Here is a 19,346-nt window from a genome sequence, read left to right as displayed (position 1 = left end):
ATGCAAAAACGTCTGACACTGCTCGGTTCCACGGGCTCGATTGGAGACAGCACGCTCGACGTCGTCGCGCGTCATCCTGAGCGCTTTTCGGTCTATGCGTTGAGCGCGCATCGCAATGGCGACAAACTCGTCGAGCAATGCCTGCGCTTTGAGCCGGAAGTCGCGGTGGTCGGCGACGCCGACACGGCCGCGCGCGTCGCGGCGAAATTGCGCGAGGCGGGTTGCAAGACCGAGGTCACGTACGGGCCGCAGGCGCTCGTCGACGTGTCGGAGAGCGACGGCTGCGATACGGTGGTGGCGGCGATCGTCGGCGCGGCGGGCCTCGCGCCGAGTCTTGCCGCCGCGCGCGCCGGCAAACGCATCCTGCTCGCCAACAAGGAAGCGCTGGTCATGTCCGGCGCGATCTTCATGGACGCGGTGCGCGACAACGGCGCCGTCCTGCTGCCGGTGGACAGCGAGCACAACGCGATTTTCCAATGCCTGCCGCGCGAAGCCGCGCTGCACGGCGGCGTCTCCAAGATCATCCTGACCGCTTCGGGCGGCCCGTTCCGCACTCGCGAACCGGCCACGCTCGTCGACGTCACGCCGGAAGAAGCCTGTAAGCATCCGAACTGGGTCATGGGCCGCAAGATCTCGGTCGACTCGGCCACCATGATGAACAAGGGCCTCGAGGTGATCGAGGCACACTGGCTGTTCGATCTGCCGGGCGAGCGCATCGACGTGCTGATTCACCCACAAAGCGTGATTCACTCGCTGGTCTCTTACGCCGACGGTTCGGTGCTCGCGCAACTCGGCAACCCCGACATGCGCACGCCGATCGCACACGCGCTGGCCTTCCCGGATCGCGTGGATTCGGGCGTTGCGCAACTCGATCTCGCGCAGATCGCGTCGCTCTCGTTCGAAAAGCCGGATTACGCGCGCTTTCCGTGCCTCGCACTCGCCATGAAGGCGCTGGCCGAGGGCGGTGTGGCGAGCGCGGCTCTGAACGCCGCGAACGAAATTGCGGTGGAAGCGTTCCTGTCGCGGCAGATCGGTTTCATGGCGATTGCCCAGGTGGTCGACGCCGTGCTGAACACGTTGCCGAACCGCAGCGCGCACGCACTCGAAGACGTGCTCGAAGCCGATGCCGCCGCGCGTCGCGCCGCTGCCGAATTCATCGCGCGTCTGCCCGACGGCGCCCGTCGCACGGAACGCGCCGTCCAGTGAGGCGCTCATGAACCTGCTGATCGAACTGCTCGCCTTCGCGGTCGCGATTGGCGTACTCGTGGTCGTCCACGAATATGGGCATTACAGCGTGGCGCGCCTGTGCGGTGTCAAGGTACTGCGCTTTTCGATCGGCTTCGGCAAGCCGCTGTTCCAATGGGTGAGCCCGAAGACGGGCACTGAATGGACCATTGCCGCGCTGCCGCTCGGCGGCTATGTGAAGATGCTCGACGAGCGCGAAACCGGTACTGAGCCGATTCCCGCGGAAGCCTTGCCGCATGCGTTCAACCGGCAGTCCGTGTGGCGCCGTTTCGCGATCGTCGCGGCCGGTCCGGTCGCGAACTTTCTGCTGGCCATCGTGCTGTTCGCGCTTGTCTTCGCCACCGGCGTGACCGAGCCCGCGGCCGTGGTCGCCGCGCCCGCGCCGAATACGCCCGCGGCGCTCGCCGGTTTCGACGGCGGCGAGACGATCGTTGCCGTGCGTGCCGAAAACGCTGGCGAATCCGAGCCGGTACGCTCATGGTCGGACCTGCGCTGGAAGCTGCTGGGTGCGGCATTCGATCACAAGCGCGTCGTGCTGAGCGCGAAAGACACGCATGGCACGTCGGACTTTCAACTCGATCTGCGTGGCCTGACCGAGAAAGACGTCGACGACGACTTCATGTCGCATCTCGGTTTCGAGCCGGGTGGTGGCAAGCTGACGGTCGCGGGCGTGCAGCCGGGCAGCGCGGCGCAAAAGGCAGGGCTTGCCGCAGGCGATCGGCTGCGTGCGGTGGACGGAGTGCCGACCGACAACGCCACGGCCTTCATCGCCTATGTAAAGTCGCACGCCGGCAAACCGGTGACGCTGCAAGTCGAGCGTGGCGGTCCGGCCGCGGGCAAGCTCGAAGACATCAGCATCGTGCCGCAGTCGCAGCGTGACGAAACGACGGGCCAGCAGGTCGGCCGCATCGGTGCGGAACTGGCCACCCAGGTGCCGTCGATCAACGTGCGTTACGGGCCGGTTGAAAGCCTGCAACTGGGTGCGCGCCGTACGTGGGATCTGGCGGTGTACTCGGTGCGCATGTTCGGCCGGATGATCGTGGGCGAGGCATCGCTGAAAAATCTTTCCGGCCCGGTGACGATCGCCGATTACGCAGGAAAGAGCGCACGTCTGGGTCCTTCTGCATTCCTGTCGTTCCTGGCCCTTGTCAGTATTAGCCTTGGCGTACTGAACCTGTTACCAATTCCGGTATTGGACGGGGGGCATCTGTTATATTATTTGGTTGAAGCTGTTACCGGCAAAGTCGTCTCCGATCGCTGGCAACTCGTTTTTCAGAGGGCGGGTCTCGCCTGCATCGTCGCATTGTCGGCGATCGCGCTGTTCAACGATCTGGCTCGTTTAATCCATTTTTAAAGTGTCGGCGGCGTTCACGATGGCGACCGTCTGACCTGATGCAGCTATACACACTGGGGAAGCACGTTGTTTAAACCTCATCGCTTTGTTCCAAAGACGGTTATAGCCGCGGCGTTCGCCGCGCATGGGCTGGTTGCTCACGCAACGACGCCCTTCGTGGTGCAAGACATCCGGATCGAGGGATTGCAACGCGTCGAACCTGGTACCGTGTTCGCCTACCTGCCCATCAAGCAAGGCGACACCTTCAGCGACGACAAGGCATCGGAGGCCATTCGCGCTCTCTATGCCACGGGCTTTTTCAACGACGTCAAGATCGCGACCGAAGGTAACGTCGTCATCGTGCAGGTGCTGGAACGTCCGGCTATCGGCACGATCGACTTCGCCGGCATTCATGAGTTCGACAAGGACAACCTGACCAAGGCGCTGCGCGCCGTCGGTTTGTCGCAGGGCCGTTATTACGATAAGGCGCTGGTCGACAAGGCCGAGCAGGAACTGAAGCGCCAATACCTGACGCGCGGCTACTACGCCGCCGAAGTCACCACCACGATCACGCCGATCGACCGCAACCGCGTGTCGGTGCTGTTCTCGGTGGCCGAAGGTCCGAGCGCGAAGATCCGTCAGATCAACTTTATCGGCAACAAGGCGTTCAGCACGGGTACGCTGCGCGACGAAATGCAGCTGTCCACGCCGAACTGGTTCTCGTGGTACACGAAGAACGACCTGTACGCGAAAGACAAGCTCACCGGCGACCTCGAAAATGTCCGCTCGTATTACCTGAATCGCGGCTACCTGGAGTTCAACATCGACTCCACTCAGGTGTCGATCTCGCCGGACAAGAAGGACATGTATCTCACGGTTACGCTGCACGAAGGCGAGCCGTACACGATTTCGAGCATCAAGCTGGCGGGCAATCTGCTCGATCGCGAGCCGGAGCTGGCCAAGCTCATCAAGATCAAACCGGGTGACCGCTTCTCGGCTGAAAAGCTGCAAGCCACCACCAAGGCTATCGTCGACAAGCTCGGCGAATACGGCTACGCGTTTGCTACCGTCAACGCGCAGCCGCAGATCGACCAGTCCAACCACAAGGTCGACCTGACGCTGCAGGTGGATCCGAGCCGCCGCGTCTACGTGCGCCGCATCAACGTGGTGGGCAACACCCGTACGCGTGACGAAGTGGTGCGCCGCGAAATGCGCCAGCTCGAAAGCTCGTGGTTCGATTCGAACCGCCTCGCGCTGTCGAAAGACCGGATCAACCGTCTCGGCTACTTCACGGACGTGGACGTGACCACGGTGCCGGTGGAAGGCACGCCCGACCAGGTCGATGTGGACGTCAAGGTGGCCGAAAAGCCGACCGGCGCGATCACGCTGGGTGCGGGCTTCTCGTCGACCGACAAGGTGGTGCTCTCGGCAGGCGTGTCGCAAGACAACGTGTTCGGTTCGGGTACGAGTCTCTCGGTGAACGTGAATACCGCGAAGACGTACCGTACGCTGACGGTCACGCAGGTCGACCCGTACTTCACGGTGGACGGCATCAAGCGGATTACCGACGTTTATTACCGTACGTATCAGCCGCTGTACTACTCGACGGATTCGAGCTTCAAGATCGTCACGATCGGCGGCGACCTGAAGTTCGGCATTCCGTTCTCCGAAGTCGACACCGTGTACTTCGGCGCCGGCCTCGAGCAGAACCAGCTGGACATCGACTCGAACACGCCGCAAAGCTATATCGACTACGTGCACGAATTCGGCCGCGTGTCGAACAACGTGCCGATCACGGTGGGCTGGTCGCGCGACGCGCGTGACAGCGCACTGGTGCCGAGCCGCGGTTACTTCACGCAGGCGAACGCCGAGTACGGCACGCCGATCGGTGGTACCCAGTACTACAAGGCCGACATCAACGCGCAGTACTATTACTCGTTTGCGCGCGGGTTCGTGCTGGGCTTCAACTTCCAGGGCGGCTACGGTAACGGCCTCGGCGGCAAGCCTTATCCGATTTTCAAGAACTACTATGCGGGCGGTATCGGTTCGGTGCGGGGCTACGAGCCGAGTTCGCTGGGTCCGCGCGACGCCAAGACGAACGACCCGATCGGCGGCTCGAAGCTGCTGGTGGGTAACATCGAATTGACGTTCCCGCTGCCGGGCACGGGCTACGACCGCACGCTGCGGGTCTTCACGTTCCTCGACGCCGGTAACGTGTGGGGCACGGAAGGTAACAGCATCGGCGCCAACGGCCTGCGTTACGGCTACGGTGTCGGTCTGGCGTGGATCTCGCCGATCGGCCCGCTCAAGCTCAGCCTGGGCTTCCCGCTCACGAAGCACACGGGCGACCAGTATCAGAAATTCCAGTTCCAGATCGGGACGGCGTTCTGATCCGGCGGCTGGCGGCTCGGCCAGAAATGGCCGGCCAAACTACAGTATCGAGAGGATGACTTTGCTAACCGGTATGTTTTCGAAACGTGTGGCGTGCGCGCTGGCGCTGGCAATGACCTTGGGTGTCGGGGTGGCGCATGGGCAGGAGGCGCGGATCGCGGCGGTGAATTCCGACCGTATCCTGCGCGAATCCGCTGCCGCGAAGGCCGCGCAGGTCAAGCTCGAGGCCGAATTCGCCAAGCGTGACAAGGACCTTGCCGACATGGCGCAGAAGCTGAAGTCGATGTCCGATTCCCTCGACAAGAACGGCGCGTCGATGTCGGCCGCCGACCGCGCGCAGAAGCAGCGCGACCTGTCGCAACTGGACACGGACTTCCAGCGCAAGCAACGTGAGTTTCGCGAGGATCTGAACCAGCGCCGCAACGAAGAACTGGCGGCGGTGCTCGATCGCGCCAACAAGGTGATCAAGCAGATCGCCGAGGCGCAGCACTACGACCTGATCGTCCAGGAAGCGGTGTACGTGAGTCCGCGCATCGATATCACCGATCAGGTGCTCAAGGCGCTGGCGGCGTCGGGTAACTGAACGCGGCAGCGGGGCCGCACGCGGCCCGGTAGCAGAAGATCTGACAAGTTGGACTGAACGGTAGGAGACAGGATAGGCATGGCATTTACGCTCGAGGACATCGTCCAACGGTTCGGCGGTGAAGTAGTCGGAAACGGTTCGCAGCGCGTCGGCAGTCTTGCGCCGCTCGACCAGGCAGGCCCGGACCAGCTGGCGTTCCTCGCCAATCCGAAGTACCTGTCGCAGGTCGAAACGACCCGTGCGGGCGCCGTGTTGATCAACGCCGAAGACCTCGCCAGGCTCGCTTCCCGCGAGAGTCGTAACTTCATCGTCACGCCGAATCCGTACGCTTACTTCGCGCGCGTCGCGCAAACCTTTATCGACCTCGCTGCGCCCAAGGCGGTGCCCGGCGTGCACCCGAGCGCAACCATCGACCCGTCGGCGCAGATTGCCGCGAGCGCGGTGATCGGCCCGCATGTCACGGTGGAGGCGGGCGCGGTGATCGGCGAAAACGTGCGGCTCGACGCCAATGTCGTGATCGGCCGTGGAACGCGCATCGGCGCGGACTCGCACCTTTATCCCAATGTCGCGGTGTACTACGGTTGCAAGCTGGGCGAGCGCGTGATCGTGCACGCGGGCGCGGTGATCGGCTCGGACGGTTTCGGCTTCGCGCCGGATTTCGTCGGCGAGGGTGACGCGCGTACCGGCAGCTGGGTGAAGATTCCGCAGGTGGGCGGCGTGTCGATCGCGGCAGACGTGGAAATCGGCGCGAACACCACCATCGACCGTGGCGCAATGGCCGATACCATCATCGAAGAGTGCGTGAAGATCGACAATCTCGTACAGATCGGCCACAACTGCAAGGTCGGAGCCTATACGGTGATTGCCGGCTGCGCGGGCATCGCGGGCAGCACCACGATCGGCCGGCATTGCATGATCGGCGGCGCCGTCGGGATTGCCGGCCACGTCACGCTGGCCGATTACGTGATCGTCACGGCAAAGTCGGGCGTGTCGAAGTCGCTGTTGAAGCCTGGTATGTACACGAGTGCCTTCCCGGCCGTGAACCATGCAGACTGGAACAAAAGTGCAGCGTTGCTGCGCAATATCGACAAACTGCGCGATCGTATCAAGGCGCTCGAAAACGCCGCGGCCGGACGGCAAGACGGCCCGGCGGCCAATGCAGCAAGCAGTTCTGCAGGCGACAAGGCCTGAGAAACCTCAGGACAACTTGAAGGACGACCTTCAGGCCGATTCACGAGCCCGGGTCGAAGACCGGGTCGCGGAACAATTCACCAGGCAATTCGCAGGGCAACCTGCCGGCACCGCGTAAAATAGCGGGCGAGCATCAGGAAGCAAAGTCGGTTGCCGTGACCGGGTGGCACGGCCGCCGGGTTATGGCGAGCGCCGGCAGCATGCGTTATCAACCCACCTGCACCAGCATCCGCAGTCATCATCGCGCAGTCAATGCGTGAGTAGAAACACCATGAGCACCGAAAAAATCAATCTCGACATTCATAAGATTCTCACGCTGCTGCCACATCGTTACCCGATCCTGCTGGTGGACCGGGTGCTCGAACTCGAGCCGCACAAGAACATCAAAGCGTTGAAGAACGTGTCGATCAACGAACCGTATTTCCAGGGCCACTTTCCGACCCGTCCGGTCATGCCGGGCGTGCTGATTCTCGAAGCGCTCGCGCAAACGGCGGCTTTGCTGACGTTTTCGGAAGAGCCGAGCGACCCGTCGAACACGCTGTATCTGTTCGTCGGCATCGACAATGCACGCTTCAAGCGCGTGGTGGAACCGGGCGATCAGCTGATCCTGAACTGCACGTTCGAGCGTCATATGCGCGGCATCTGGAAGTTCAAGGCGCGCGCCGAAGTGGATGGCGTAGTAGCGGCGGAAGCCGACCTGATGTGCGCGGTGCGGCACACGGACAAGGACGCTTGAGCTAGCGTCCCGGCGCTCAGCGGCGCGACGCGTGCGCTGAGCGCCCCGCCAGATGCCCACCCAGACAACGCAACAGAATCAGAAGCGAGGACGCATGAGCAGGATTCATCCCACTGCGATCGTCGAACCGGGCGCGCAACTCGACGAATCCGTCGAAGTCGGACCGTATGCCGTGATCGGCGCGCATGTAACGATCGGCGCGCGCACCACGGTCGGTTCGCACAGCGTGATCGAAGGTCACACCACGCTCGGCGAAGACAATCGGATCGGCCACTACGCATCGGTCGGCGGCCGTCCGCAGGACATGAAGTACAAGGACGAGCCGACCCGGCTCGTGATCGGCAGCCGCAACACGATCCGCGAGTTCACCACGATCCACACCGGCACGGTGCAGGACTCGGGCGTCACCACACTCGGCGACGACAACTGGATCATGGCGTACGTGCACATCGGGCACGATTGCCACGTCGGCAACAACGTCATTCTGTCGAGCAATGCGCAGATGGCCGGCCACGTCATCATCGGCGACCACGCGATCGTCGGCGGCATGTCGGGCGTCCATCAGTTCGTGCGTATCGGCGCGCATTCCATGCTGGGCGGCGCGTCGGCGCTGGTGCAGGACATTCCGCCGTTCGTGATCGCCGCCGGCAACAAGGCCGAACCGCACGGCATCAACGTGGAAGGTCTGCGCCGCCGCGGCTTCTCGCCGGACGCGATCTCGGCGTTGCGCGCGGCTTATCGCGTGCTGTACAAGAACGGCCTGTCGCTGGAAGAGGCGAAGGTGCAGCTGCGTGAACTCGCGTCCGCCGGCGGCGACGGTGACGAACCGGTGCAGACACTGCTCGCGTTCGTCGAAGCGTCGCAACGCGGCATCATCCGCTAACCGATGGCATTGCAACCTAGTCCACTGCGAGTGGCGATGGTGGCCGGCGAGCCGTCCGGCGACCTGCTGGCGGCGTCGCTGCTCGACGGCCTCGCGAGCCGTTTGCCGGCCGGCACCCAATACTATGGGATCGGCGGTCCGCGCATGATCGCCACGGGCTTCGACGCCCACTTTCCGATGGAAAAGCTCACGGTGCGCGGCTATGTCGAAGCGCTGAAGCACATTCCTGAAATCCTTGGCATCCGCACCGAACTGAAGCGCCAGTTGCTGGCCGAGCCGCCCTCGGTGTTCGTGGGCGTGGATGCGCCCGATTTCAACTTCGGGCTCGAGCATCCGTTGCGCGACGCGGGGATTCCGACCGTTCACTTCGTGTGCCCGTCCATCTGGGCGTGGCGCGGCGGGCGCATCAAGAAGATCGCCAAGGCGGTCGACCACATGCTGTGCGTGTTCCCGTTCGAAACGGCGCTGCTGGAAAAGGCGGGCGTCGCGGCATCGTACGTCGGCCATCCGCTTGCCGATGAGATTCCGCTCGTACCGGACACGCTCGGCGCGCGCCGGGCGCTGGGTCTCGCGGAAGAGGGCCCGATCATCGCGGTGCTGCCGGGCAGCCGGCGCTCGGAAATCGATCTGATCGGCCCGACGTTCTTCGCCGCGATCGAGATGATGCAGCACCAGGAGCCCGCTCTGCGCTTCGTAATGCCGGCGGCCACGCCGGCACTGCGCGAGATGCTGCGGCCGCTGGTGGATTCGCACCCCGGTCTCGCGCTGACGATTACCGACGGTCAGTCGCAACTCGCCATGACCGCGGCCGACGCGATCCTCGTAAAGAGCGGCACCGTGACGCTGGAAGCCGCACTGCTGAAAAAGCCGATGGTGATCTCGTACAAGGTGCCGTGGCTGACCGGCCAGATCATGCGCCGCCAGGGCTATCTGCCCTATGTCGGGTTGCCGAATATCCTGGCGGGGCGCTTCGTGGTGCCCGAGATCCTGCAGCACTTCGCCACGCCCCAGGCGCTGGCCGAAGCCACGCTGAAACAGTTGCGCGACGAGAACAACCGGCGCACGCTGACGGAAATCTTCACGGAGATGCATCACGTGCTGAAGCAGAACACCGCGCAGCGCGCGGCGGAAGTCGTGGCGAGCGTCATCGAAAAGCGGAAGGCGCGGCCGTGACCAGCGCACGCACGCCTCGCCGCAAGACCGTTGCAGGAGCGTCGGCGCAGCAGGTCGGCCTGAACTTCGAGACGCCGGACGACATTGTCTGCGGCGTCGACGAAGCGGGGCGCGGGCCGCTCGCCGGCCCGGTCGTGGCCGCGGCGGTGATTTTCGATCCGGCCAAGCCGATGATTCGCGGCCTCGACGATTCCAAAGTATTGACCGCGAAAAAGCGCGACGAACTGTACGACAAGATCGTCGACCGGGCGCTGGCTTACTGCATCGCTTCGGCATCGGTCGAAGAAATCGATTCGCTCAATATCCTGCATGCCACCATGCTGGCCATGAAGCGCGCCGTGGAAGGTCTGTCCGTCGTGCCGACGCTCGTGAAGATCGACGGCAATCGCTGTCCGACGCTGAGCGTTCGCAGCGAGGCGGTGATCGGCGGCGACGCGCTCGTCAAAAGCATTTCGGCCGCCTCGATTCTTGCCAAGGTCACGCGCGACCGGATGCTGCTCGAATTGCACCAGGCGCATCCCGTCTACGGCTTCAATGCGCATGCCGGTTACGGCACGCCGCAGCATCTTGCGGCGCTGCGCGAACACGGGCCTTGCGAGCACCATCGGCGCTCGTTTGCGCCGGTGCGTGAAGCGCATCTGCGGTTGGGCACGGGCGTGCCGCTGCCGGCCGGCAATGTGATCGTCGTCTCCGAAGTGATGCTCGACGACGACGCCTTCGGCGAGCGCAGCGGCGCCGCCTGAGCATCACGCGAGCGCTTCATGAGCGCCGCGTGTCATCAACCTCTTCCTCATTCTCACTGTCTTCGCTGCCTGTGAAAGCCATCACCTCGCGGGACAATCCGCTCTATAAACGTCTGAAGGCACTGGCCGGCTCGACGCATCAACAGCGCAAGAGCGGGCATGCGCTGCTCGAAGGGTTTCATCTCGCGAGTGCGTATCTCGACGTGGCCGGGCAACCGGAAATGTGTATCGTCACGGACGGCGCGCTGCGTCACGACGAAGCGCAGGCGATCGTTTCGCGCATCGAAGATCATCGGCTCGTGACACTGCCGGATGCATTGTTCGGGCAGTTGTCGAATGTCGTGCACGGAGTGGGCATTCTGCTGCTGGTCGAAAAGCTCGCTACGCCACTGCCCGACGAGGTCGCGCAAACCTGCCTCGTGCTCGACGGCGTGCAGGACGCGGGCAACGTCGGCTCGATTCTGCGCAGCGCGGCGGCGGCGGGCATTCAGCAAGTGTTCTGCGCGCCGGGCACGGCGTACGCGTGGTCGTCGAAAGTCTTGCGCTCGGGTATGGGCGCGCATTTCCTGCTGCAGATTCACGAGGACGTGGAAGCGCAGGCGCTGATCGAACGGCTCGCGGTGCCGATCGTCATTACGGATTCGCACGGCGCCGAGGCGATCTACGATTGCGATCTGAGTGGACCGCTTGCGTGGGTGTTCGGCAACGAAGGGGCGGGGGTCTCGCAGATCTGGCGCGATGCGGTCTCGTTGCGGGTGACGATTCCCCAGCCGGGCGGCATGGAGTCGCTGAATGTGGCGGCTGCGGCGGCCGTGTGCGTATTCGAGCAGTGCCGCCAGCAGCGCGGGCGCGGTTGACGCCGTTTGCCTGACACGCGCGGGCGCTGCCGCGCGCGTGTCTTCTTCAGGCCGCCTGCCTTATGCCGCGGCTCAGGCTCCTCAGGCTCAATAAGCCGCGCGCTCCAGTTTGATTTCCTGCAGGATCGTCGTCGCAATCTCTTCGATCGACTTGTGTGTCGACGACAGCCACTTGATCCCTTCACGCCGCATCATCGCTTCCGCTTCGTTGATTTCGTAGCGGCAATTCTCCGGTGCGGCGTACTTGCTGCCAGGCCGGCGCTCGTTGCGAATCTCGGAAAGCCGCTGCGGATCGATCGATAAACCGAACATTTTCTGCCGATGCGCGAGTAGCGGCGTAGGCAATTTGCCGCGCTCGAAATCTTCCGGAATCAGCGGATAGTTGGCCGCTTTCACGCCATACTGCATGGCCAGATAGAGGCTCGTCGGCGTCTTGCCGCTGCGCGATACGCCGACCAGAATCACGTCGGCGTCGGCCAGATTGCGGTTCGATTGACCGTCGTCGTGAGCGAGCGAGAAATTGATCGCCTCGATCCGGTTCTTGTATTCCTCGGTGTCCGCATTCTGGTGGCCGCGGCCCATTGCATGGCTCGACTTCAGTTCCAGTTCCTGTTCGAGCGGCTCGACAAAGGTCTGGAACATATCCAGCACGAGTGCATTCGAGCCTTTGACGATCTGATTCGACGCGCTGTCCACCAGCGTCGTGAAGACGATCGGACGGCGGCCGTCCTGCAGAATGGCTTCGTTGATCTTTTCGAGCGTGGCATACGCTTTTTCCGTCGAGTCGACGAAAGGCACGCGAACCAGGCGGAATTTCTGGTCGAACTGGGAGAGGATCGAATGCGCGAAGGTTTCGGCAGTGATCCCGGTACCGTCGGAGACGATGAATACGGTGGGCGGCATCAGTGGGGCTGGGGAACGTGAGCGGGAAAAACCGCTCGAAAGAAACATCGCTGGATTCGCGCCGCTGCCCGGTGGCTGACCGGAGACTGCAGCGGCGTGCAAGCAGCGCGCCGTGGGCACCGCAACTGCGCCCGGATGGCGGCGGGGCCTCGCAAGAGCCCTCCGGCCGGTCCGGGGCGCGATTCGAGGCGCAATTCTCGTCCGACAGTCACATTTCGAGAGTCGGCACGGTAGAATAGCGGCAACCTGTTGGATAAGCAATTGCAGGCGATTGGCGTCTAATTCACCGTGAACGGTCGTTCAACGCCTCGCTTTCAGCCGGTATTTTAGTCGCGGAGTTGCGGCGAACGTGGTGGATCGATCGGTAAATTCGTCCATTCGCTTTCTTCGTCGCGCTTCTGGCGCTTCCGGCAATTTTCAGCGATTGCTTCTCCAACAGGTTGTGCAAGACGCGAGGTTACGCTCCCAATGGGCGTCTCGCGTTCGAGCCCACTTGCACAGCCGTGAATTTCTTTCACACTTAGGGGCTTGTATGACTAACGCAGTTACCGTCGCAAAGGATAAGGCGTATGTAGTTCCGTTCGAGCAGTTGCGGATGACCGACGTGGAAATTGTCGGCGGCAAGAATGCGTCGCTTGGCGAGATGATCAGTCAGCTCGCTGAAGCCGGCGTGCGCGTGCCGACCGGTTTCGCCACCACGGCGCTGGCTTTCCGTGACTTCCTGCAGCACAACAATCTGACCGAACGCATCGCCAAACGTCTCGAAACGCTCGACGTCGACGACGTGAAGTCGCTTGCCGAAGCGGGCAAGGAGATCCGTCAATGGATCGTCGAGGCGCCGCTGCAGCCGCAGCTCGAGGCTGATATCCGCGCGGGCTTCGACACCCTGCAAAACAGCTCGCCTGAAGAGCTGTCGTTCGCCGTGCGTTCGTCAGCAACGGCCGAAGACCTGCCGGACGCTTCGTTTGCGGGGCAGCAGGAAAGCTACCTCAACGTGGTCGGCATCGACGACGTGCTCGATCGCATGAAGCACGTGTTCGCGTCGCTGTACAACGACCGCGCCATCTCGTATCGCGTCCACAAGGGCTTCACCCACGCTGAAGTCGCGTTGTCGGCGGGCGTGCAGCGCATGGTGCGCTCGGACGTCGGCGCAGCCGGCGTGATGTTCACGCTGGACACCGAATCGGGCTTCAAGGACGCCGTCTTCATCACGTCGAGCTACGGTCTCGGTGAAACCGTGGTGCAAGGCGCGGTGAATCCGGACGAGTTCTACGTCTACAAGACCACGCTCGCGCAAGGCAAGTACCCGATCATCCGCCGCTCGATCGGCTCGAAGCTGATCAAGATGGAATTCACCAAGGCGGGCGAAGAAGGCCGCGTGAAGACCGTCGACGTGTCGCACGAGCAGCGCAACCGCTTCTCGATCACGGACGAAGACGTGATCGAACTGGCGAAATACGCGGTCATCATCGAAAAGCACTACGAGCGTCCGATGGACATCGAGTGGGGCAAAGACGGTCGCGACGGCAAGATCTTCATTCTGCAGGCGCGTCCGGAAACGGTGAAGAGCCAGGCGGCCGGCAAGGCCGAGCAGCGCTTCAAGCTGAAGGGTCAATCGAACGTGCTGGCTACCGGCCGCGCAATCGGTCAGAAGATCGGCGCGGGTCCAGTGCGCGTGATTCACGATCCGTCGGAAATGGACCGTGTGCAGCCGGGCGACGTACTGGTCGCCGACATGACCGACCCGAACTGGGAACCGGTCATGAAGCGCGCGTCGGCAATCGTCACGAACCGTGGCGGGCGGACCTGCCACGCGGCGATCATCGCGCGTGAGCTGGGCGTGCCGGCGGTGGTCGGCTGCGGTGACGCGACCGACGTGCTGAAGGAAGGCGCGCTGGTCACGGTATCGTGCGCGGAAGGCGACGAAGGCAAGATCTACGACGGCCTGCTCGAAACCGAAATCACCGAAGTGCAGCGCGGCGAACTGCCACCGATTCCGGTGAAGATCATGATGAACGTCGGCAACCCGCAGCTGGCTTTCGACTTCTCGCAACTGCCGAACGCAGGCGTGGGTCTGGCGCGGCTCGAGTTCATCATCAACAACAACATCGGCGTTCACCCGAAGGCGATTCTCGAGTACCCGAACATCGATCAGGACCTGAAGAAGGCGGTGGAAAGCGTCGCTCGCGGTCACGCATCGCCGCGCGCGTTCTACGTCGACAAGCTGACCGAAGGTATCGCCACGATCGCGGCGGCGTTCTATCCGAAGCCCGTGATCGTGCGTCTGTCGGACTTCAAGTCGAACGAGTACAAGAAGCTGATTGGCGGTTCGCGCTACGAGCCGGACGAAGAAAACCCGATGCTCGGTTTCCGTGGCGCGTCGCGCTACATTGCCGACGACTTCGCCGAAGCGTTCCAGATGGAATGCATCGCGCTGAAGAAGGTGCGCGAAGAGATGGGCCTCGACAACGTCGAGATCATGGTGCCGTTCGTGCGTACGCTGAAGCAGGCGGAACGCGTGGTCGGGCTGCTGGCCAAGTACGGCCTGAAGCGCGGCGAAAACGGCCTGCGCCTGATCATGATGTGCGAAGTGCCGTCGAACGCGATCCTCGCTGAAGAATTCCTGCAATTCTTCGACGGTTTCTCGATCGGCTCGAACGACCTGACGCAGCTCACGCTCGGCCTCGACCGCGACTCCGGCATGGAACTGCTGGCGGTGGATTTCGACGAACGCGATCCAGCGGTCAAGTTCCTGTTGAAGCGCGCGATCGACACCTGCCTGCGACTGGACAAGTACGTCGGTATCTGCGGCCAGGGCCCGTCGGATCATCCGGACTTTGCGCAATGGCTGACCGATGAAGGCATCAAGTCGATCTCGCTGAACCCGGACACGATCATCGAGACGTGGCAGCAACTGGCGAAGTCGACGAAGTAAGGCGATGAAGTAAGGCGACGCAGCATGCCGTTTCCCAGGCGGCATGCATAACGGGCGATGCGGTATTTCAACTGTGAGCCTCATGCACGTCAAACCGTACTGCGCCGCCCGTTAAAATGCACTCGCTTCGTGCTATAAACACCCCGGTAGATCCGGGGTGTTTTGCTTTGTGGAGGTCGACGTGGCGCCAGGTGGATTGTTCTGGTGGATCGGGGCGGGTGTGCTGGTCGTGCTGGAGTTGCTGAGCGGCACGTTCTATCTGTTGATGATCGCGCTCGGCTGCGTGGCGGCCGCCATCGCGCACCTCGCGGGCGCCGCGGCCGACGTTCAGTTCGCCACCGCGGCCGTGGTCGCGCTGGCGGCGGTGCTGCTGCTCAGGCGTTCGCGATTTGGCCGCAGAACGCGCAAGGAGGCGTCACGCAACCCGGACGTCAATCTCGACATCGGTCAGACGCTCACCGTGCCGGCCTGGCATGAGCGCCGGGCGCGCGCCGATTATCGCGGCGCGGCATGGGATGTCGAACTGGCCGCGGGCGAACCCGAAGATGCGCAGCTTTACGAAATCACGGAGTTGCGCGGCAGTTGCCTCGTCGTCGTGGCGGCCCGCCATTCAAGCAGACGGGCCACCACGGCCTGAACTCTCTCGCTGCACACACAACTATTCCAACCAGGGACCGGAGGACAGTAATGGATTCGACCATCGTCGGGGCGGTGCTTCTGATCATCGTGATCGTACTGGCGGCGCAGATCATCAAGATCGTGCCGCAACAGCATGCGTGGGTTCTGGAGCGGCTCGGCCGCTATCACCGTACGCTGACGCCGGGGCTGAGCTTCGCGTTTCCGTTTGTCGACCGGATCGCTTATAAGCACATTCTCAAGGAAATTCCGCTCGAAGTGCCGAGCCAGGTCTGTATCACGCGCGACAACACGCAGTTGCAGGTGGACGGCGTGCTGTACTTTCAGGTTACCGATCCCATGAAGGCGTCGTACGGGTCGAGCAACTTCGTGTTCGCGATCACGCAGCTGTCGCAAACCACGCTGCGCTCGGTGATCGGCAAGCTCGAACTCGACAAGACCTTCGAGGAGCGCGACTTCATCAATCACAGCATCGTGTCGTCGCTCGATGAAGCGGCGTCGAACTGGGGCGTGAAGGTGCTGCGCTACGAGATCAAGGACCTGACGCCGCCCAAGGAGATTCTCCACGCCATGCAGGCGCAGATCACCGCAGAGCGGGAAAAGCGCGCGCTGATCGCGGCGTCGGAAGGGCGCAAGCAGGAACAGATCAATATCGCGTCCGGTGGGCGTGAGGCGGCGATCCAGAAGTCGGAGGGTGAGCGGCAGGCGGCGATCAATCAGGCGCAGGGGCAGGCGTCGGCGATTCTGGCCGTGGCCGAGGCCAATTCGCAGGCGATTCAGAAAATCGCGGCCGCGATCCAGTCGAACGGCGGGATGGAAGCGGTCAATCTCAAGGTGGCCGAACAATATGTGAACGCGTTCGGCAATCTGGCGAAGCAGGGCACCACGCTGATCGTGCCCGGCAATCTTGCGGACATGAGTTCGATGATCGCCTCGGCGCTGACGATCGTGAGCAAAGGGAAGGGCACGACCGAGATGCGCTGAGGCTGTTCCGGCTGCTGGAAAAAGAAATGGCCCGCGGACTGTGCGGGCCAATTTCATTTGTGTGTTTGCAGGTTGGTTGCCGCGCGCTGGCGGTGAATCAGGCGCGACATATCCGCGCAGCAGTATCCGGCTTGCGGCCTGAACCGCAGCGTCCGGCCGAGCCGCAGCATCGGGTTCAACCGCCGGTCAGCCCGGCGAGCGCATCAGGCGCGCCTTCTCACGTTCCCAATCGCGCTTCTTCTCGGTCTCACGCTTGTCGTGCTGCTTCTTGCCCTTGGCCAGACCGATCTCGCATTTGACGCGGCCGCCCTTGTAATGGAAGTTCAGCGGCACGAGCGTGTAGCCGCGCTGTTCGACCTTGCCGATCAGTTTGCTGATTTCCTCGCTGTGCAGGAGCAGCTTGCGCGTGCGCACCGGGTCGGGGTTGATATGGGTCGAGGCTTCGGGCAACGGGCTGATGTGCGTGCCGATCAGGAACAGTTCGTTATTCTTGATAACGACGTAACCTTCCTTGATCTGGCCGCGCCCGGCGCGCAGCGCCTTGACCTCCCATCCTTCGAGCACGAGCCCTGCTTCATAGCGTTCTTCGACCGAGTAGTCGTAGAAGGCCTTTCTGTTGTCGATGATGCTCATGAATGGAAAGTGCCCAACTCGTTTAAAATCACGATTTTAGCAAAGCGGGGCAAGGAAAGCCCGCTGCGCTTGTCCACCCTTGCCACGCGCTGTTCAATTTATGGCAGATGTCCAGAAAACCGTGTTGATCCGCCATTCGGCGGAACAGATGTTCGACCTCGTCACCGATGTCGCCGATTACCCCAACTTCCTGCCCTGGTGCGGCGGCGTCGAAATCCGCCGCCAGGACGAAGCCGGCATGGAGGCAAGGATCGATATCAATTTCAAGGGCATCAAGCAGCACTTCGCCACGCGTAACAGCATGGAACGGCCCACGCGCATCGATATGGAGTTCGCGGACGGCCCGTTTCGCAAATTCACCGGCTTCTGGCGCTTCACGCCCCTGCGCGCCGACGCCTGCAAGATCGAATTTGCGCTGCACTACGAATTCACCAACATCATTCTCGAGAAGATCATTGGGCCGGTGTTCAATCACATTGCCAACACCTTCGTCGAGTCGTTCGTGAAGCGCGCCGACCAGCGCTACGGTAAGGCATGAGCGCGCGCTTGTCGATTGAAGTCTGCTACGCGTCGGCCGGCGAGCAGGCGCTGATCGCCGTGGAATTGCCGGAAGGCGCCACGCTGCGGCAGGCGCTGGACGCGAGCGGCATCTTGCGGCGTTTCCCGCAGATCGATCTGGACACGCAGAAGGTGGGTGTGTTCGGCAAGCTCAAGCCGCTCGACGCGGTGCTGAACGACCACGATCGGGTGGAGATTTACCGGCCGCTGCTGGTCGATCCCAAGGTATCGCGCCAGCGCCGCGTCGAGAAAACCCGCAAGGCGGGCTCGATCGAAGGGCGTCGCTGGCAGAACAAGGACTCGCGGTAAGCGGGTTACGGCCAGCTTGGGCGGGAAGCCGCCGCGAGGTGCTGCCGCGAGGCGCGGTGAAGCGGTAGGGAAGCCGCCGTCAGGCAAGCCCGGCCGCGCCCGGTCTCACGGCGCCGACACTTGCGGCTTGTCCTTGATTCGTGTCGCCCCGTCCGTATCGTCGTCCGCATGCTGGCGCACCGACCAGCACACGCCAGCCACCAGCAGCAGAATCGCCGCCAGTTCCAGCGGCCGCGGCAGGCGCTCGTCATAAATGAACGCATAAAGCAGCGCGAACAGCGTCTCGAACACGATCATCTGGCCGGAGAGCGTCAGCGGCAGCCGTTTCGATGCGGCATTCCACAGCCCGTTGCCAAGCCACGATGCGCCGATCGCGAGGCCCAGATTCAGCATCCAGAAGCTGTGCCAGCGGCCGTCGGCCAGCGCGCCTTGCGGGCCGCCCGCCGGCAGCACGGCAACCACGAGCCACAGCGCCGCACCGAGCGCGCCGGTCACCACGCCCCACAGAACCGACCATTCGTTGCCGCTGAAATGCGTCTGGCGCTGCAGGTAGCGGGCGTTTTCGACCGCGAACCATGTCCAGCAGCCTAGCGCGCCGACCGCGCAGGCGAGGCCGAGCAGCTTGGTGGCGACGCTTGCCGGCGTGCTGTCGGCGACCGTAAACACGTCGACGTTGATGCAGGCGATGCCCGCCATCACCATCGTCAGCGGCCAGACGAGGCGGGCGAGTGGCACCGCGCCGTGGTCGCGCCGGCCGAGCAGCGTCACCGTGACGGGCAGCACGCCGACGATCAGCGACGCCGGCGCGATGCCGATCAGGTGGACGGCCGCCGTCAGCAGGAGGTAATAGAGGAGGTTGCCGGCCAGCGCCAGCTTGACCAGCGCGCCGAGATCCTCGCGGGTCAGGCGTTTGACGAGCGAGCGCGCCACGGGCAGCGCGGCGGCCAGCGAGACGGCGCCGTACATCGTGTAGCGGCCGGCGCACAGCAGCAGCGGCGAAAAATCGGGCAGCACGCGCGGCACGAGAAAAACCATGCCCCATAGGGCTCCGGCCAGAACTCCATATGCCACGCCGCGCTGCATCGACTGCTCCTGCAAGAAAACTGGAATGGTCGGCAGAATAGCCGGTTGGCGGCCCCGACGTCTTGTTTGATTCTGCATTCCGGTCCCGGCATTCCGGCCGGCGGCGCCTCGCTGCACCCGAACGCGCAAACGAAACCGGATCGAACCCGAGGTGAACAGCCAAGCGAAAT

Annotated in this window: 18 protein-coding genes; 15 read left to right on the top strand and 3 right to left on the bottom strand. The window is 63.1% G+C overall.

Features of this window, described 5'->3' with window-relative positions; genetic code table 11:
• The 10 genes from BXE_RS13540 (at window position 1) to BXE_RS13495 (ending at window position 11,135) form a co-directional block, all read left to right on the top strand.
• Complete coding sequence (locus BXE_RS13540) at window positions 1–1,206, top strand: 1-deoxy-D-xylulose-5-phosphate reductoisomerase (RefSeq protein ID WP_011488862.1); 1,206 nt, start codon at window positions 1–3, stop codon at window positions 1,204–1,206.
• Window positions 1,207–1,213: 7 nt separating this feature from the next.
• Window positions 1,214–2,599, top strand: coding sequence for an RIP metalloprotease RseP (gene rseP / locus BXE_RS13535; protein WP_011488861.1), 1,386 nt, complete (start codon window positions 1,214–1,216; stop codon window positions 2,597–2,599).
• A 66-nt stretch (window positions 2,600–2,665) separates the two neighbouring features.
• On the top strand, window positions 2,666–4,969 hold the full coding sequence (gene bamA / locus BXE_RS13530) for an outer membrane protein assembly factor BamA (protein ID WP_011488860.1): 2,304 nt from the start codon (window positions 2,666–2,668) through the stop codon (window positions 4,967–4,969).
• 61 nt (window positions 4,970–5,030) lie between these two features.
• Window positions 5,031–5,552 (top strand): OmpH family outer membrane protein, encoded by a 522-nt coding sequence (locus tag BXE_RS13525; RefSeq protein ID WP_171915836.1) that lies wholly within the window; start codon window positions 5,031–5,033, stop codon window positions 5,550–5,552.
• A 78-nt stretch (window positions 5,553–5,630) separates the two neighbouring features.
• The gene (lpxD, locus tag BXE_RS13520; RefSeq protein ID WP_011488859.1) at window positions 5,631–6,743 is read left to right on the top strand and encodes a UDP-3-O-(3-hydroxymyristoyl)glucosamine N-acyltransferase; all 1,113 of its coding nucleotides are present in this window, start codon (window positions 5,631–5,633) and stop codon (window positions 6,741–6,743) included.
• A 271-nt stretch (window positions 6,744–7,014) separates the two neighbouring features.
• Complete coding sequence (gene fabZ, locus BXE_RS13515) at window positions 7,015–7,479, top strand: 3-hydroxyacyl-ACP dehydratase FabZ (protein WP_011488858.1); 465 nt, start codon at window positions 7,015–7,017, stop codon at window positions 7,477–7,479.
• A gap of 94 nt (window positions 7,480–7,573) precedes the next feature.
• Window positions 7,574–8,362 carry an acyl-ACP--UDP-N-acetylglucosamine O-acyltransferase gene (gene lpxA / locus BXE_RS13510; RefSeq protein ID WP_011488857.1) on the top strand — a complete coding sequence of 263 codons (789 nt, stop codon included), beginning with the start codon at window positions 7,574–7,576 and terminating at the stop codon, window positions 8,360–8,362.
• 3 nt (window positions 8,363–8,365) lie between these two features.
• Window positions 8,366–9,535 carry a lipid-A-disaccharide synthase gene (gene lpxB, locus BXE_RS13505; protein ID WP_011488856.1) on the top strand — a complete coding sequence of 390 codons (1,170 nt, stop codon included), beginning with the start codon at window positions 8,366–8,368 and terminating at the stop codon, window positions 9,533–9,535.
• The gene (rnhB, locus tag BXE_RS13500; protein WP_011488855.1) at window positions 9,532–10,278 is read left to right on the top strand and encodes a ribonuclease HII; all 747 of its coding nucleotides are present in this window, start codon (window positions 9,532–9,534) and stop codon (window positions 10,276–10,278) included. The genes lpxB and rnhB overlap by 4 nt, the downstream gene beginning before the upstream one ends.
• 71 nt (window positions 10,279–10,349) lie before the next feature.
• Window positions 10,350–11,135, top strand: a complete 786-nt coding sequence (locus BXE_RS13495) for a TrmH family RNA methyltransferase (protein ID WP_038457740.1) — start codon at window positions 10,350–10,352, stop codon at window positions 11,133–11,135.
• Between the two features lie 87 nt (window positions 11,136–11,222).
• Here BXE_RS13495 and BXE_RS13490 read toward each other — a convergent pair whose 3' ends face one another.
• The gene (locus BXE_RS13490) at window positions 11,223–12,038 is read right to left on the bottom strand and encodes a posphoenolpyruvate synthetase regulatory kinase/phosphorylase PpsR (protein ID WP_038457743.1); all 816 of its coding nucleotides are present in this window, start codon (window positions 12,036–12,038) and stop codon (window positions 11,223–11,225) included.
• Between the two features lie 532 nt (window positions 12,039–12,570).
• Between BXE_RS13490 and ppsA the strand changes: the two genes are divergently transcribed.
• From ppsA to BXE_RS13475, 3 genes are all read left to right on the top strand, one after another.
• Window positions 12,571–14,973, top strand: coding sequence for a phosphoenolpyruvate synthase (ppsA, locus tag BXE_RS13485; protein WP_011488852.1), 2,403 nt, complete (start codon window positions 12,571–12,573; stop codon window positions 14,971–14,973).
• A 181-nt stretch (window positions 14,974–15,154) separates the two neighbouring features.
• Window positions 15,155–15,610 carry an NfeD family protein gene (locus BXE_RS13480; protein WP_038457745.1) on the top strand — a complete coding sequence of 152 codons (456 nt, stop codon included), beginning with the start codon at window positions 15,155–15,157 and terminating at the stop codon, window positions 15,608–15,610.
• Window positions 15,611–15,660: 50 nt separating this feature from the next.
• The gene (locus BXE_RS13475) at window positions 15,661–16,593 is read left to right on the top strand and encodes an SPFH domain-containing protein (RefSeq protein ID WP_011488850.1); all 933 of its coding nucleotides are present in this window, start codon (window positions 15,661–15,663) and stop codon (window positions 16,591–16,593) included.
• Window positions 16,594–16,779: 186 nt separating this feature from the next.
• On the opposite strand, the gene smpB is transcribed toward BXE_RS13475, so the two are convergent.
• A complete protein-coding gene (smpB, locus tag BXE_RS13470; protein WP_011488849.1) occupies window positions 16,780–17,226 on the bottom strand; it encodes an SsrA-binding protein SmpB in 447 nt (148 codons plus the stop codon).
• A gap of 100 nt (window positions 17,227–17,326) precedes the next feature.
• Between smpB and BXE_RS13465 the strand changes: the two genes are divergently transcribed.
• Both BXE_RS13465 and BXE_RS13460 read left to right on the top strand, forming a co-directional pair.
• Window positions 17,327–17,764: a type II toxin-antitoxin system RatA family toxin gene (locus tag BXE_RS13465; protein ID WP_011488848.1), complete on the top strand. Its 438-nt coding sequence runs from the start codon at window positions 17,327–17,329 to the stop codon at window positions 17,762–17,764.
• Window positions 17,761–18,093 carry an RnfH family protein gene (locus tag BXE_RS13460; RefSeq protein WP_011488847.1) on the top strand — a complete coding sequence of 111 codons (333 nt, stop codon included), beginning with the start codon at window positions 17,761–17,763 and terminating at the stop codon, window positions 18,091–18,093. Before BXE_RS13465 ends, BXE_RS13460 begins: the two co-directional genes overlap by 4 nt.
• Window positions 18,094–18,198: 105 nt before the next feature.
• On the opposite strand, the gene BXE_RS13455 is transcribed toward BXE_RS13460, so the two are convergent.
• Window positions 18,199–19,176 carry a DMT family transporter gene (locus tag BXE_RS13455; protein ID WP_011488846.1) on the bottom strand — a complete coding sequence of 326 codons (978 nt, stop codon included), beginning with the start codon at window positions 19,174–19,176 and terminating at the stop codon, window positions 18,199–18,201.
• Window positions 19,177–19,346: the final 170 nt, after the last annotated feature.

It is taken from the genome of Paraburkholderia xenovorans LB400 (assembly GCF_000013645.1).
Lineage (GTDB): Bacteria > Pseudomonadota > Gammaproteobacteria > Burkholderiales > Burkholderiaceae > Paraburkholderia > Paraburkholderia xenovorans.
Note: the sequence above shows the minus strand (reverse complement) of the source record. Positions and strands in the feature narration are given on the sequence as shown.